This is a genomic window from Kitasatospora sp. NPDC057500, from assembly GCF_042802195.1.
Classification (GTDB): Bacteria; Actinomycetota; Actinomycetes; order Streptomycetales; family Streptomycetaceae; genus Kitasatospora.
The window spans coordinates 13,157-27,508 of the sequence record NZ_JBHVER010000102.1 but is presented as its reverse complement, the minus strand read 5'-3'; the positions used below and the strand labels follow the sequence as shown (position 1 = coordinate 27,508).

General features: G+C 74.3%; 12 protein-coding genes. 4 read left to right on the top strand and 8 right to left on the bottom strand.

Going from position 1 to position 14,352, the window contains the following annotated elements; translation table 11 throughout:
* Positions 1-60: 60 nt before the first annotated feature.
* On the bottom strand, positions 61-1,785 hold the full coding sequence (locus ACFU74_RS21775; protein ID WP_380759168.1) for a DUF885 domain-containing protein: 1,725 nt from the start codon (positions 1,783-1,785) through the stop codon (positions 61-63).
* A 347-nt stretch (positions 1,786-2,132) separates the two neighbouring features.
* Here ACFU74_RS21775 and ACFU74_RS21770 point away from each other — a divergent pair, with 347 nt between their 5' ends.
* Positions 2,133-2,891, top strand: a complete 759-nt coding sequence (locus tag ACFU74_RS21770; protein ID WP_380759166.1) for a TetR/AcrR family transcriptional regulator — start codon at positions 2,133-2,135, stop codon at positions 2,889-2,891.
* Positions 2,892-2,963: 72 nt separating this feature from the next.
* Positions 2,964-3,665 carry an MBL fold metallo-hydrolase gene (locus ACFU74_RS21765; protein ID WP_380759164.1) on the top strand — a complete coding sequence of 234 codons (702 nt, stop codon included), beginning with the start codon at positions 2,964-2,966 and terminating at the stop codon, positions 3,663-3,665.
* Here ACFU74_RS21765 and ACFU74_RS21760 read toward each other — a convergent pair.
* The 7 genes from ACFU74_RS21760 to ACFU74_RS21730 form a co-directional block, all read right to left on the bottom strand.
* A complete protein-coding gene (locus ACFU74_RS21760) occupies positions 3,621-4,817 on the bottom strand; it encodes a serine/threonine-protein kinase (protein ID WP_380759162.1) in 1,197 nt (398 codons plus the stop codon). The two genes, ACFU74_RS21765 and ACFU74_RS21760, sit on opposite strands and share 45 nt — an antisense overlap.
* A gap of 119 nt (positions 4,818-4,936) precedes the next feature.
* The gene (locus ACFU74_RS21755) at positions 4,937-5,920 is read right to left on the bottom strand and encodes an ABC transporter substrate-binding protein (protein ID WP_380759159.1); all 984 of its coding nucleotides are present in this window, start codon (positions 5,918-5,920) and stop codon (positions 4,937-4,939) included.
* 56 nt (positions 5,921-5,976) lie between these two features.
* The gene (locus tag ACFU74_RS21750) at positions 5,977-6,729 is read right to left on the bottom strand and encodes an amino acid ABC transporter ATP-binding protein (RefSeq protein ID WP_380759170.1); all 753 of its coding nucleotides are present in this window, start codon (positions 6,727-6,729) and stop codon (positions 5,977-5,979) included.
* A gap of 68 nt (positions 6,730-6,797) precedes the next feature.
* A complete protein-coding gene (locus ACFU74_RS21745) occupies positions 6,798-7,805 on the bottom strand; it encodes an amino acid ABC transporter permease (protein WP_380759157.1) in 1,008 nt (335 codons plus the stop codon).
* 52 nt (positions 7,806-7,857) lie between these two features.
* Complete coding sequence (locus tag ACFU74_RS21740; protein ID WP_380759155.1) at positions 7,858-8,808, bottom strand: ABC transporter substrate-binding protein; 951 nt, start codon at positions 8,806-8,808, stop codon at positions 7,858-7,860.
* A gap of 25 nt (positions 8,809-8,833) precedes the next feature.
* On the bottom strand, positions 8,834-9,331 hold the full coding sequence (locus ACFU74_RS21735; protein WP_380759153.1) for a GNAT family N-acetyltransferase: 498 nt from the start codon (positions 9,329-9,331) through the stop codon (positions 8,834-8,836).
* Positions 9,328-10,503: an LLM class flavin-dependent oxidoreductase gene (locus tag ACFU74_RS21730; protein ID WP_380759151.1), complete on the bottom strand. Its 1,176-nt coding sequence runs from the start codon at positions 10,501-10,503 to the stop codon at positions 9,328-9,330. Before ACFU74_RS21730 ends, ACFU74_RS21735 begins: the two co-directional genes overlap by 4 nt.
* Positions 10,504-11,144: 641 nt before the next feature.
* On the opposite strand from ACFU74_RS21730, the gene ACFU74_RS21725 reads away from it, so the two are divergent.
* Together ACFU74_RS21725 and ACFU74_RS21720 are read left to right on the top strand one after the other, a co-directional pair.
* Positions 11,145-12,164 (top strand): amino acid ABC transporter permease, encoded by a 1,020-nt coding sequence (locus ACFU74_RS21725; RefSeq protein WP_380759149.1) that lies wholly within the window; start codon positions 11,145-11,147, stop codon positions 12,162-12,164.
* Positions 12,161-14,083, top strand: a complete 1,923-nt coding sequence (locus ACFU74_RS21720; RefSeq protein ID WP_380759147.1) for an FAD/NAD(P)-binding protein — start codon at positions 12,161-12,163, stop codon at positions 14,081-14,083. Before ACFU74_RS21725 ends, ACFU74_RS21720 begins: the two co-directional genes overlap by 4 nt.
* Positions 14,084-14,352: the final 269 nt, after the last annotated feature.

Below are 14,352 nucleotides of genomic sequence, written 5' to 3'. Positions count from 1 at the left end.
CCCCGGGACCGTCCCCGGGGGCCTCGTGCCGTGCTCGCCGGCCGCCGCCGGCCCCGGCCGCTACAGCGCCGACAGCTCCGCGACCAGGTCGTCCAGGCCCAGCGAGCCCTGCGACAGCGCCGCCATGTGCCAGGCCTTGAGGTCGAACACCTCGCCGCGCGCCTCGTGCGCCGCCCGGGCCGCCGCGCGCCCGCGCAGCCAGGCCCGCTCGCCCAGCTTGTAGCCGATCGCCTGCCCGGGCAGGCCCAGGTAGCGGACCAGCTCGCTGTCCAGGAAGTCGGCGGACAGCCCGCAGTACAGGCCGAAGAACTCCCGCGCGGCCTCCGGCGAGACCCGCTCCCCCGCCCGGTACGGCGAGTCCGCCGGGAAGTCCAGGCCGGCGTGCATGCCGATGTCGACGATCACCCGCAGCGCCCGCATCATCTGCGCGTTGAGGTAGCCGAGCCGGTGGCCGGGGTCGGTCAGGTAGCCGAGCTCGTCCATCAGGCGCTCGGCGTACAGCGCCCAGCCCTCCTGGTTGGCACTCACCCCGCCGAGGCTGACCTGGTAGGTGGAGAGCCGGTCGGCGACGTAGTTCCACTGCGCCAGCTGGAGGTGGTGGCCCGGGACGCCCTCGTGGTACCAGGTCGAGACCAGGTCCCACTCCGGGAAGCGCTCACGGCCCAGGACCGGCAGCCAGGTGCGGCCGGGGCGGCTGAAGTCCAGCGACGGCGCGGTGTAGTACGGCGCGGCGGCGCTGCCGGCCGGGGCGATCCGCGACTCGACCCGGGTGATCGGCTCGGCCAGGTCGAAGTGGGTGCCCTGGAGGTCGGCGATCGCGGAGTCCATCAGGCCCTGGAGGAACTCACGGACGGCCTCGGTGCCGATCCGCGCGGGGCCGTCGCTCTCCAGCCACTTCATCGCCTCCATCGGCTCGGCGCCCGGCCGCACCTTCTCCGCCTCCACCCGCATCTGGGCGAGCAGGTCGTGGAACTCCTGCCAGGCCCAGGCGTAGGACTCGTCGAGGTCGAGGTCGGCGCCGGTCCAGTAGCGCACCCAGCGGCCGTAGCGCTCACGGCCGACGGTGTCGGGGGCATCGGCGGCGGCGGGCCCGTAGACGTCGCGCAGCCAGTCGCGCAGGTCGGCGAGCGCCCCGGCGGCGGCCACCGCGTGCCCGGCCAGCTCCTCGCGCAGCGCCTCGGGGGCGCCCTCGACCAGGCCGCCGAACCAGCCGCCCGGGGTCTCCCCGGTCAGCCACTCGCCGAGCTGGCCGGTCACCGTGGCGACCTGGCGCGGGCCGGACAGCAGGCCGCGCTCGATGCCCTCGGCGAGGGTGGCGCGGTACCCGGTGAGCGCCTCGGGCACCCTGGCCAGGCGGCGGCCGAGGATCCGCCACTGCTCCTCGGTGTCGGTGGGCATCAGGGTGAAGACATCGCGGACGTTGTGCACCGGGGAGCCCAGGTTGTGGACGGCCCGGTACCGCTCGCCCGCGTCGTGCACGGCGAGTTCGGCGGTGAGCCGCTCGCGCAGCAGGCGGGCGCAGCGCCGTTCGGCCTCGTCCCGGGGGGCGCCGGAGGCCTCGGCGGCGTCGAGCGCCGCCTCGGCCCCGTCGAGCCGGGCCAGGGTGGCGCGGCCGAGTTCGGCGATCGCCTCGGCACCGGCCGGGGAGAGATCGGGCAGGCGGTCGTCCTCGGGGTTGAGGCCCAGGTAGACCGCGGTCAGCGGGTCGATTTCGGCAAGGTCCCGGACATAGGCATCGGCGACACTGCGGGGTGTGGTGCCGTCGGAGCTGATCAGTTCAACCATCCGGACATCATTTCGTGGCGGGCGCCGTTTGCAAGCCCCCGCCGATGGCATGGACCGGCCAATCTCCGCCACGGCGGCGCGGCCGGCGGCGCCGTGGCTCCCGGCCCCTCCCCCGCCCGGGTCGCGCGCATACGAAGAGAAGGGGGCAGGACCGGTCGGCGGGGCGCTGACGTGCCCGAGGCCCGTGAAGATGTACGAGAGGCGGCGGGGCCGCACCCGGCCGTCGACGGCCGCCCGGACCGGCACCGTCCGAGCCCCGAACGGACCCCGAACGGGCGCAAACGCCCGTTCGGAAGATCGGTGCAGACCCGGTTCCCATCCGGCCCGGGGCCGTTACGCTGACCGCCATGGAAGCCAGCTCAGCGCCCGTCCCGCCCGCCCCCGAGCCGGCCGCCCGGTCACGGCGCGCCGGGTACCGGCGGCTGCCGGTGCAGCAGCGGCGCGAGCAGCTGATCGCGGTGGCGCTGGAGCTGTTCGCCCACCGGCCGCCCGACGAGGTCGGCCTCGACGACGTCGCCGAGGCCGCCGGGGCGTCCCGGCCGCTGGTCTACCGCTACTTCGCGGGCGGCAAGCAGCAGCTGTACGAGGCCGCGCTGCGCAGCGCGGCCGAGGAGCTCACCGACCGCTTCACGGTGCCGCCCTCCGGCACCCCGACCCAGCAGCTGTCCGCCGTGCTGGAGCACTACTTCTCCTTCGTCGCCGAGCACGACGCCGGCTACTCGGCGCTGCTGCGCGGCGGTTCGGTGGTCGAGACGGCCCGCACCTCGGCGATCGTGGACGACGTCCGGCGGGCGGCGCTGCGGCGGACGCTGCGCCACCTCGGGGTGCGGCAGGCCGGGCCGCGGCTGACGCTGCTGGTGCGCTCCTGGATCGCGGTGGTCGAGGGGGCCTCGCTGAGCTGGCTCGACGAGGGCCGGGCGCTGCCGGTGGACGAGCTGCGCGAGTGGCTGGTGGACCAGTTCGTGGCGATGGCCGCGGCGACGGCGCTGCACGACCCGCAGACCGCGGAGGTGCTGGCCGCGCTGCTGGCGCTGGAGGGCTCCGACTCGCCGCGGACGGCCCGGCTGCGGACGGTGCTGGGAGCGGCGGAGGGGCCGGCCTCCTAGGCCCCTGACGGGTCCGTCACGCCCGGGGCGAACAGGCGCGTGGACGGCGGTTCCGCGGCACATGATCCGCTCATGGAGATCACCCGGATACGCCCCGAACTGACCGTCATCACCCTGGACTTCGGCACCGCCTACCTCTGGCGCGACGAGGACGGCTCGCTCACCCTCGTCGACACCGGCATCGCCGGGCAGGCCGACGCGATCGAGGAGGCGGTCCGCGCCGTCGGCGCCGACCCGGCCGCGCTGCGCGGCATCGTGCTCACCCACCACCACGAGGACCACACCGGCTCGGCCGCCGAACTCGCCCGGCGGCTGGGTGCCGAGGTGACCGCCCACCGGCTGGAGGCCCCGGTGGTCCGCGGCGAGCAGGAGCCGAAGCCGTTCGTGCTGAGCCCCTTCGAGCAGGAGCTGCGGGACTCCCTCCCGCAGCTGCCGCCCGCCCCGCCGTGCCGGGTGGACCGCGAGGTGGCGGACGGCGAGGTGCTCGGCTTCGGCGGCGGCGCGGTGGTGGTGCACGTGCCCGGCCACACCGACGGGTCGATCGCCCTGCACCTGCCGGCGGCGGGCGTGCTGTTCACCGGCGACCTCGCGGCCAACGTCGGGCACCGGACCATGCCCGGCGTCTTCAACACCGATCCGGCGCTGGCCCTGGAGTCCTTCCGCCGGCTGGCCGCGCTGGAGGCCGACACCGTGCTGTTCGGGCACGGCGAGCCGATCGCCGAGGGCGGTTCAGCCGCCCTGCGCCTGGCCGTCGAGCAGCTCGGCGAGCACTAGCGGGCGGTCCTGCCCGGCGTCGGCGCCGGCGCTCTCCCGCTCCCAGCGCTCCAGGTCGCGCCCCACGTCCTCGCGGGCCCGCGGGTGGCCGTCCAGCACCGGCAGCAGCTCGCGCAGCAGGGCGACGGCCGCCCGCGGCCGGCCCGAGCGGGCCAGCCAGAGCGCCAGGTCGTGGCAGGTCCGCAGGGTCCGCGGGTCGGTCGGCCCGAAGGCCCGGGAGAACTGCGGGATCAGCGCGACCAACTGCTCGACGGCCCGCTCGGGCGAGCCGGCCGCGCCGCGCCGCCAGGCGTCGTCGGCCTTGCGGCGCAGCGCCTCCGGGTCGGTGCCCACCTTGAGGTCGCGCAGCCGGCGGCGGACCTCGGCGGCGTCGGCCGGCCGGTCCCCCGGCTGCTTGGCGAGCAGTTGGAGGACCAGCCGGTCCAGCGCCGGGTCGGGCGTGCCGGGGGCCGGCGGCTGCTCGTTGACGTGCTTGAACATCATGCTCACCGGCGAGGTGGCGCTGAACGGGCGTCGGCCGGTGCACAGCTGGTAGAGGATCACGCCGAGCGCGTACAGGTCGGCCCGGCCGTCGATGTGCTCGCCGGACCAGCACTCCGGCGCCAGGTAGGCCGGGGTGCCGATGACCACGCCGGTGGAGGTGAGCCCGCTGCCCTGCTGGGTGAGCAGGCGGGCGATGCCGAAGTCCAGCACCTTGGCCTCACCGGCGTCGGTGATCATGATGTTCTCGGGCTTGATGTCCCGGTGCACCACGCCGCTGCGGTGCGCGGAGTCCAGCGCCTTGCAGACCTGCCGCACCCAGCGCAGGGCGACGGACAGCTCCGGCCTGGCCCCGTCGCGCAGCAGCGCGGAGAGCGGCCGGCCGCGGACCAGCTCCATCACCAGGTAGTGGGTCGAGCGCGCGCCGTCCTGCATCCGCCCGTAGTCGTACAGGGTGACGATATGCGGATGGGAGAGGCCGCCGACCGTCTTGGCCTCGCGGATGAACCGGCCGACCGCCTCCTCGTCCCCCGCCTTCTCGTCGGAGAGCACCTTGAGCGCGACCGCCCGCCCGATGGTCTCGTCGTGGGCGGCCCAGACCACGCCGAACCCGCCCTGGCCGAGCTCCCGGTCCAGCCGGTAGCGGCCGCCCACGACATCGCCCGCCTTCATGCCTTCCCCCACAAGTCCGCCGGAACCGAGCGCCGTTCATCCTGACCGGGTCAGGGTAGCGGCGGGCAACGGTGTTCGGGTGAACTACCCGGGGCCCGGTGCGGGGGCCGGGGCTCGCGTCAGGTCTTCGGCAGGCCGACCGGGTTGATCTCGGAGCTCTGCACGGCCTCGGCGTCCAGGCCCCAGCGCTTCAGCACCTGGCCGTACGTGCCGTTCTTGATCACCTCGTTGATCGCCCCGTTCAGTGCCCCGACCAGGCCGTTGTCCTTCCTGGTGGTGGCCCCGATCTTGCCGAGCACCTCGGCTCCGGCGCCCGAGTAGGTGCCGATCACCTCGGTCTCGCCGGTCTGCACGGCGTGGAAGGCGGTCACCGGGTTGGGACCGACGTAGATGTCGATCCGTCCGGAGGAGAGCGCCAGGTAGTAGTCCGAGGAGCTCTGGAAGTACTTGATGTCGGCCGGCTTGAGGCCGTTGCGGACGTTCTCCTCGTTCCAGGCGACCAGCAGCTTCTCCTGGTTGGTGCCGGAGCTGACGGCGACGGTCCGCCCGGCGATGTCCTTGGCGCCGGTGATCTTCCAGCCGCTGCCCTTCTTCGCCTCGAAGCCGAGGATGTCGAGCCGGTAGGTGGCGAAGTCGTACTTCTCCTTGCGGGCCTCGGTGACGGTGATGTTGGAGATGCCGACGTCGTACTTGCCGCTGTCCAGCCCGACGAAGATGTTCTCCCAGGAGACCGGGTTGAACTCGACGTCGAGGCCGAGCACGTTGCCGATCAGCGAGGCGATGTCCGGCTCCACGCCGATGATCGTCTTGTCGTCGTTGGCGTAGAAGTCCAGCGGCGGCGTGGTGCCGAGCGAGTCGACCACGGTCAGTTTGCCGCGCTTTCTGATCTCCTCCGGCACCAGCGCTGCGAGGGCGTCCACCTTGGGCGTGGTCACCCGGTTCTGCTGGGGCGTCAGGTTCACCGTGGCGCCGTTCGGCGCGGTGGTCCCCTTCGCGGCGCCGAGGTCCGCCGCGGCGTCCGAGGAGCTGCCGCAGGCGGCCAGGGTGAGGACGGCGGCGAGCGCGGCGGCGGCGGTCACGAGGGCGCGACGGGGTAGGGACATGGCGGGGCTCCTGCCGGTGAGAGGGAGAGGGTTCGGTGGTTCGGAAGGTGCGGGGGTCAGAGGACCTTGGCCAGGAAGGCCTTGGTCCGCTCGTGCCGCGGCTCGTCCAGGACCGCTCGCGGCGGGCCCTGTTCGACCACGACGCCGCCGTCCATGAAGACCACGGTGTCGGCGACCTCGCGGGCGAAGCCGATCTCATGGGTGACCACGATCATCGTGGTGCCGGTCCGGGCGAGGTCCTTGACGACGTCCAGCACCTCGCCCACCAGCTCCGGGTCGAGCGCCGAGGTCGGCTCGTCGAACAGCAGCACCTTCGGGTCCAGCGCCAGCGCCCGGGCGATCGCCACCCGCTGCTGCTGGCCGCCGGAGAGCTGGCGCGGGTAGGCGTCCGCCTTCTCGGCCAGGCCCACCCGTTCGAGCAGTTCCAGCGCGCGGGCCCGGGCCTCGGCCTTCGGCCGGCGCAGGGCGCTGACCGGTGCCTCCACGAGGTTCTCCAGCACGGTGAGGTGCGGGAAGAGGTTGAAGTTCTGGAAGACGAAGCCGATGCCGGTCCGCTGCCGCAGGACCTCGCGCTCCTTGAGCTCGTGCAGCCGGTCCCCGGAGCGCCGGTAGCCGATCAGCTCGCCGTCGATCGCGACGAAGCCGCGGTCCACCTTCTCCAGGTGGTTGATCGAGCGCAGCAGGGTGGACTTGCCGGAGCCGGACGGCCCGAGCACCACGGTCACCGAGCCGGCCGGCACGTCGAGGTCGACGCCGCGCAGCACCGCGTTGGGGCCGAAGCTCTTCCACAGGCCGCGCACCTGGACCATGGGCGGCCGCTCCCGTTCCCCGGTCGGCTGGGCGGCCTGCTCGGCGGCGGGTTCCTCGGCGAGGGTGGTCACGAGCGTCCTCCGGTGGCGGCGGCGGTGGCGGTACGGGCGCGCAGGCCCCGGACGAGTGCCCGGGCCCGCTGGAACGGGGTGGGCGGCGGTGTGCGGTCGGCGCCGCGGGCGAAGTAGCGCTCGACGTAGTACTGGCCGATCGACAGCAAGGTGGTCAGCAGCACGTACCAGACGGTGGCGACCATCAGCATCGGCACCACCCGGCCGGTGCGGCCGTACACCACCTGCACCTGGTAGAAGAGCTCGCCGATGGCCATCACGTAGACCACCGAGGTGCCCTTGAACAGCGAGATCACCTCGTTGGCGGCGGCCGGCAGGATGCCGCGCATGGCCTGCGGCAGGACGATCCGCCAGGCCTGCCGCCAGCGCGGCACGCCGAGCGCGGCGGCGGCCTCGCGCTGGCCGGGGTCGACGGCGATCACGCCGCCGCGGATGATCTCGGCGGCGAACGCGGCCTGGTGCAGCCCGAGGCCGAGCACGGCGGCGCCGAGCGCGCCCAGCACGCCGACCGTCTCGAAGTCCCCGAAGGTCGGCCCGAACGGGATGCCGAAGCCGAACCGCTTGTAGAGGTAGGAGAGGTTGAACCAGAAGACCAGCTGGACGATCAGCGGGATCGAGCGGAACACCCAGACGTAGGCCCACGCGACGGACTGCAGGATCGCGCTGCGGGAGAGCCGCATCGCGGCCACCGCGGCGCCCAGCACGAAGCCCAGCACGGTGCCGTAGACGGTGAGTTCGACGGTCCGGCCGACCGCGCGCAGGATGGTGTCGGCGGAGAAGAACAGCCGGAAGGTCGCCCAGTCCCAGCCGGGGTTGGTGGCCAGGCCGTGGGCGAACTGGGCCAGTACGACGAGGGTGGCGAGGCCGGCGGCCCAGCGCCAGGGGTGCCGGGCGCGGACGGTGCGCAGCCCGGCCAGCTCGCCCAGGTCGAGCGGTGCGGCCGGTCCCGCGCCGGCGCCGGCCGCGGGTCTGCCGCCGGGTTTGGCGATCTCGGTGGTGCTCATGGGGGACTCCTCCCAACGGGCCCTGGACAGGGGGTCGCGTCTGCTCGGGCGGTCACTTGTGCTCGGGCGGGCTGATCAGGGACTCCTTGACGGCCGAGTCCGTCACCCCCCACTTCCGGAGGATCCGCTCGTACGTCCCGTCCTTGATCAGCTGGTTGACGGCGGCCTGGAAGGCGGGGGTGAGCGGGGAGCCCTTCTTGAACGCGAAGCCGACGTCGAGGCGGTGGAACTCCCCGAGGAACCGGGTGCCCGAGGCCTCCTGGGAGGCCTGGTAGCGCAGGCCGTTGATGGTGGACATGATGATGTCCACCCGGCCCTGCTGGAGGCTGGTCAGCGTGGCGCCGTTGTCGCTGAACGCCTTGACCTCGTAGGGCTTCTTCCCGGCGTCGGTGCAGACGTTCTTCTTCGCGTTCAGCGTGGTCTCGAAGGTGGTGCCGGCGCCGGTGCCGATGGTCAGCCCGCAGAGCTGGACGAGGTCGGTGACCGGCTGGAGCGTGGTGTTGTCCTTCTTGACCGCGAAGCCCTGGCCGTCGTCGATGTAGGTGACGAAGTCGATCGTCTTCAGCCGGGCCTCGGTGACCCCGAAGTTGCCGGTGCCGACGTCGTACTTGCCGCTGCCGAGCGCGGGCAGGATGGTCTCGAACGCCGCCTCCTCGCGCTGCACGGTCAGGCCGAGCACCTTGGCCACCGCGTCGGCGAAGTCGATGTCCAGGCCGGCCGCCTTCTTGGTGGCCTGGTCGGAGTAGAAGGCGGAGGGCGGGGTGCCGATCGAGGAGCCGAACTTCACCGTGCCGGCGGAGCGGACGTCGGCGGGCAGCAGCGCGGCGGCGGCGTCCGACTTCCCGACGCCGGAGACGACGTCCTCGGCGGCGGCGGAGACGGCCTGCCCGCCGGGGCCGGCCGCGGCCGCGGGCTTCGGGTCCGAGCCGCACGCGGCCAGCGCCAGGACCGGCAGCAGGGCGGCGGCGGCGAGCAGGCGGCGGCGGACGGTGGTGGTTCTCACGGGTACTGGTGCCTTTCGGGGTGGGTCAGCCGAGGTGCTTCTCGAACGGCAGCGGGCCGATGGTCAGGGGGTCCGCGGCGACGTCGAACAGCGGGGTGTAGCCGTTGGCCAGGTAGAGCCCCCTGGCCTCGGGCTGGCGCGGGCCGGTGGTGAGGAAGAACCGGTGGTAGCCGGCCCCGGCGGCGGCCCGTTCCAGCTCGGCCAGCACCCGGGTGGCCAGGCCCCGGCGGCGGTGCGCCGAGTGCGTCCACATCCGCTTCACCTCGGCCGTCCGCGCGTCGAGGCGCTTGTACGCGCCGCCGGCCACCGGCTCGCCGTCCTCCAGCAGGAGCAGCAGCACGCCGCCGGACGGCTCGGCCCAGCTGTCGGCCGGGTAGCGGGTCATCTCCTCGCGCCCCTCGGGGCCGTAGCGGCGGACGTACTCCTCGGTCAGCTCGCGCACCAGCGGCTCGGCGAGCGGGTCGTCGATGCGCACCCGGCGGACCTCGACGTCGAGGGCCGGCGCGCCGCTCGCGCCCGTCACGCCTGGACCGCGATCAGCTGGTGGCGGTCGCGCTCGGCCCGCTCGGCGGCGTCGGCGGCCTTGGCGGCCTTGGCGGCCTCGGCGGCGTCGCGCTTGGCGACCTCCTCGCGGACGATCGGGATCACGTGCCGGCCGAAGTCGATGGCGTCGTCCACCAGGTGGTAGCCGCGCGCGGAGAGGATGTCCACGCCCAGGTCGTAGTAGTCGAGCAGCGCCTGGGCGACCGTCTCCGGGGTGCCGACCAGCGCGTTGGAGTTGCCCGCTCCGCCGGTGGCGGCGGCGGTCGGCGTCCACAGCGCCCGGTCGTACCGCTCACCCGCCTCGGCGATCTCCAGCAGCCGCCGGGATCCGGCGTTCTCGGGAGCGGTGCCGGCCGGGCGGCCCCGGCGGATCAGCTCGCCGCCCTCCCGGCGGGCCCGGATCGCGTCCACCGTCCGGTGCGCCTTCTCCCAGGCCAGCTCCTCGGTCGGCGCGATGATCGGCCGGAACGCCACCTGGATCCGCGGCACGTCCTCGCGCCCGGCGGCCCGCGCCGCCTCCTTCACCCGCTCGATCTGCTCGGCCGTGCGCGCCAGCGGCTCGCCCCAGAGGCAGTAGACGTCCGCCTCGGCGCCGCCGGCCGCGTACGCCGCCGCCGAGGAGCCGCCGAAGGAGACCCCGGGGCGCGGCTGCTGCACGGGGAAGACGTCGGAGACGAAGTCGTTGAAGCGGTAGTGCGCGCCCTCGTGGTCGAAGGGCTCCCGGCTGGTCCAGGCCTTCTTGACGATGCCGATGTACTCCCTGGTCCGGGCGTACCGCTCGTCCTTGGTGAGGAAGTCGCCCTCGCGCTGCTGCTCGTGGTCGTTGCCGCCGGTGATGAAGTGGACGGTGAGCCGGCCCTCGCTGATCCGGTCCAGGGTGGCGAAGGTCTTGGCGGCGAAGGTCGGGTACGAGACGTTCGGGCGGTGGGCGAGCAGGATCTGCAGGGTGTCGAGCCGGGCGGCGAGGAACGCGGCGGCGGGCGCCGGGTCGGGGGCGCCGGAGCCGTAGGCGAACAGCACCCGGTCCCAGCCGTGGTCCTCGTGGGCGCGGGCCAGCCGCAGGGTGTAGTCGCGGTCGAACGCGGCGGTGGTGCGCGCGGTGGTCTCGGTGCCGTCGGCGGTGGCGGCGATGCCGAGGAATTCGACGGGCATGGTGGCGGAACCTTTCGGGTCGTACGCAGTCCGGTGGGCTGCGGGTGGGCAGACCGGAGCAAGCCCTGCGCGGTGAGGGCGGTGGAGCGGTGGGCGGGCACGTGACGGCCCGCGGGCGGACGGAGGGGATGCCGGAGCGCAACGCGGTGAGGAGGGGAGGGTGGCGGCAGCGCGCTGGTGACGAACCGTCAGAGTGCGACGGCTCTCCCGGCCCGGGACGGGGCACCGAGGGAGGTCCCTGCGAGGGAGGACGGGGCCGGGCGGACGGCCCGCTGCCGGGTCAGCCGCGACACGCCGCGGACCACACCCGACCGAAGTCGATGTGGTCGCGGGTGACCAGGGGCTGCTCGGCGTACATGGCCTCAAGTTGAGCAGCGAACCGCGCACGGCGTCAACAGCCCTCCATTGCCGCCGTGTTGCGATCTCCTGTCGCCGCGCGAAGCCTCCCGGACCGCCCGGACCGCCGGGTGCCCCGCCCTTGACACCCGCCGATCGCTCACGCGTACGATCGAAAACGGAGTGCAGTGCACCGCCGGCCGCGTTGAGGGACGCGGGCCGGCCGCAACGGCCGTACGTGACCACGCCGTACCCACGCCCCGTGCGCCCGCGCGCATCTCCGCCCTCCCGCCTGGAGCCTCCCCATGGCCACCCCACCGGACGTCCTGCCCGCCCCCGCCCGCTCCCTCGCCGAAGCCGCCGCCCCGCCCTCCGCGACCGCCCCCGACGCCGCGGCCGCCACCGCCCGGATCGTCCCCCGGCGCCGCCCCGGCCAGTGGGTCTCCGCCGCCGTCGCCCTGCTGCTCTTCGCGATGGTGGTCAACTCGCTGGCCCGCAACAAGGCGTTCCAGTGGGACGTGGTCGCCGACTGGTTCACCGCCGCCTCCGTCATGAACGGCCTGACCCTGACCCTCTGGCTGACCGCCGTCACCCTCGGCCTCGGCTTCCTGCTCGGCACCGTCCTCGCCACCATGCGGCTGTCCGCCAACCCGGTGCTGCGCACGCTCAGCTGGGTCTACATCTGGATCTTCCGCTCCACCCCGGCGCTGGTGCAGCTGCTGCTCTTCTTCAACATCGGCGCCCTCTACCCGACCCTCGGCCTCGGCATCCCGTTCGGCCCGGAGTTCCTCACCGTCCGCACCGTCAACCTGTTCGGCCCGACCCTCACCGCCGTCGTCGGACTCACCCTGCTGGAGGCCGCGTACGCCGCCGAGGTGGTGCGCGGCGGCATCCTCTCCGTCGACCGCGGCCAGTTGGAGGCCGCCGCCGCGCTCGGCATCGGCCGGTGGCGGGTGCTGCGCCGGATCGTCGTCCCGCAGGCGATGCGCTCGATCGTGCCGACCGCCGGCAACATGCTGATCGGCGCGCTCAAGGGGACCAGCATCATCAGCGTGCTGGCCGTCTCCGACCTGCTCTACTCGGTCCAGCTGGTCTATCTGCAGTCCTACCAGGTCATCCCGATGCTGATGGTCGCCACCATCTGGTACATCGTGATCACCACGGTGCTGTCGGTCGGGCAGTACTACGTCGAGCGGCACTACGCGAAGGGCGCCACCCGCGAGGGGCTGCCGCCCACCCCGCTGCAGAAGGCCCGCGCGGCGTACCGGCGGCTGCGCAGCGCCGCCCCGGCCTCCGCCGGGCTCCCCGGGGAGGCCGGCCGGTGAGCGCCACCCTGGTCATCGTCGGCGCCGGGCCGCGCGGCACCGGAGTGCTGGAGCGGATCGCCGCCAACGCCCCCGAACTGCTGCCCGCCGACCGGCCGCTGCACATCCACCTGGTCGACCCGCACCCGCCCGGCGGCGGCCGGATCTGGCGCCACGAGCAGTCCCCGCTGCTGCGGATGAACTCGATGGCCGAGGACGTCACCATGTTCACCGACGAGCGCTCCACCATCGACGGACCGGTCCGCCCCGGCCCCTCGCTCGCCGAATGGGCCGCCGACCCCCGGGCCTTCGCCCCCTACCGGGAGAACCCGGACCCGGACGTCCGGGCCGAACTGCGCGCCCTCGCGCCCACCGGCTTCCCCACCCGGCGGGTCCAGAGCGCCTACCTGGACTGGGTGTTCCGGCGCGCCGTCGCCGACCTGCCGCCGCACGTGACGGTCACCGTCCACCGGGACACCGCGCACCGCATCGAGGGCCCGGCCGACGGCCCGCAGCACGTCCACCTCACCGACCGGGTGCTCACCGCCGACCACGTCGTGCTCACCCTCGGCCACCTCGACTCATCCCCCGACGCCCGGTACGCCGCCGACGCCGCCTTCGCCGCCCGGCACGGCCGCTTCCACCTGCCGCCCGCCTACACCGCCGACGCCACCGCCGACCTCGACCGCATCGCACCCGGCGAGCACACCGTGCTGCGCGGCTTCGGGCTCGCCTTCGTCGACCTGGTCTCGCTGCTCACCGAGGGCCGCGGCGGGCGCTTCGAGCCGGACGGCGCGGGCGGCCTGCGCTACCGCCCCTCCGGGCGCGAACCCGTCCTGCACGTCGGCTCGCGGCGCGGCGTCCCGTACCACTCCAAGACCGACTACCGCCTCCAGGGCCCGCGCGCGCCGCTCCCCCGGTACTTCGACGCCGCCGCCGTCGACACCCTGCTCGACCGGCCGGGCCCGATCGAACTGCGGCGCGACGCCTGGCCGTTGATGGCCAAGGACATCGGGTTCGGCCACTACCACGAACTGTTCCTCGCCCACCCGGAGCGCACCGCCCTGCCCTGGACGGAGTTCCTGGCCGGCTACGACGCCCACCCGTGGGCGTCCCCGGAGCTGGACGCCCTGGTCGAACGGGCCGTCCCCGACCCGGCCGACCGGCTCGACCTGGAACGCCTCGACTTCCCGCTCGCCGGCCTCGAACTCGGCACCGCCGAGGAGCTCCAGCACCACCTGCGCCGCTACATCACCGAGGACGTAAACCGCCGCGCCGACCCCGCCCACAGCGCCGACCTCGGCGCCTTCCTCGCCCTGCTCTCGCTCTTCGGCCAGCTGCCCCGGCTGCTCGGCTCCGGCCGGCTCACCGCCCGCTCGGTGGCCGAGGACGTCGACGAGTGGTTCTTCGGCTTCTTCAACTACCTCGCCTCCGGCCCGCCCGGCTTCCGGCTGCGCCAGCTGCTCGCGCTCTCCGAGGCCGGGGTGGTCCGCTTCCTCGGCGCGGGCGTCCGGGTCGAGCGCGACGAGGCCACCGGCACCTGGCGGGCCTCCGGCGCCACCGTGCCCGGCCGCACCGTCGGCGCCACCGCGCTGGTCGAGGCGTACCTGCCCAAGCACGCGCTGGCCCGCACCCTCGACCCGCTGCTGCGCGACCTGCACCGCACCGGGCGGATCACCGAGGAGGTCGTCGCCGACGCCGAGTACACCCACCGCTCGGGCCTGCTCACCATCCGGCCCGGTGACAGTCGCGTCCTCGACCCCGCCCTCGACGGCGGCCCGCACCCGCGCCGCACCGCCCTCGGCCCGCACACCAGCCTCCGCGCCGCCGCCGCCTTCGCCCGCCCCCGCACCGACTCCCCCGGCTTCCGCCAGAACGACGCCGCCGCCCGCACCCTCCTCCGCGCCCTCGCCCACACCCCCTCGGCGGTCCCGGTGTAGCCGCCGGGTGGGGTGGGCCCGGGGGGTGGGCCCGGGGGCGGCTGCCTCCGGGCCCTCAGGGGCCTGGCAGCCCCGTCCACCCGCCGTCCCCCCGCGCGCCCCCGCCCCGCACCACCGCCATCGACGGCGGCACCCCACCACGCGCCCGTCTTCCGCGCGGCCTCCGCCCGGGCGCCGCAGCACTCAACGACCTTCCACAACGACACCCCCACCGCCCCCGACGAACCACCTCCGCCCACACCCCCTCGGCGGCCCCCGGCGTAGCCGCC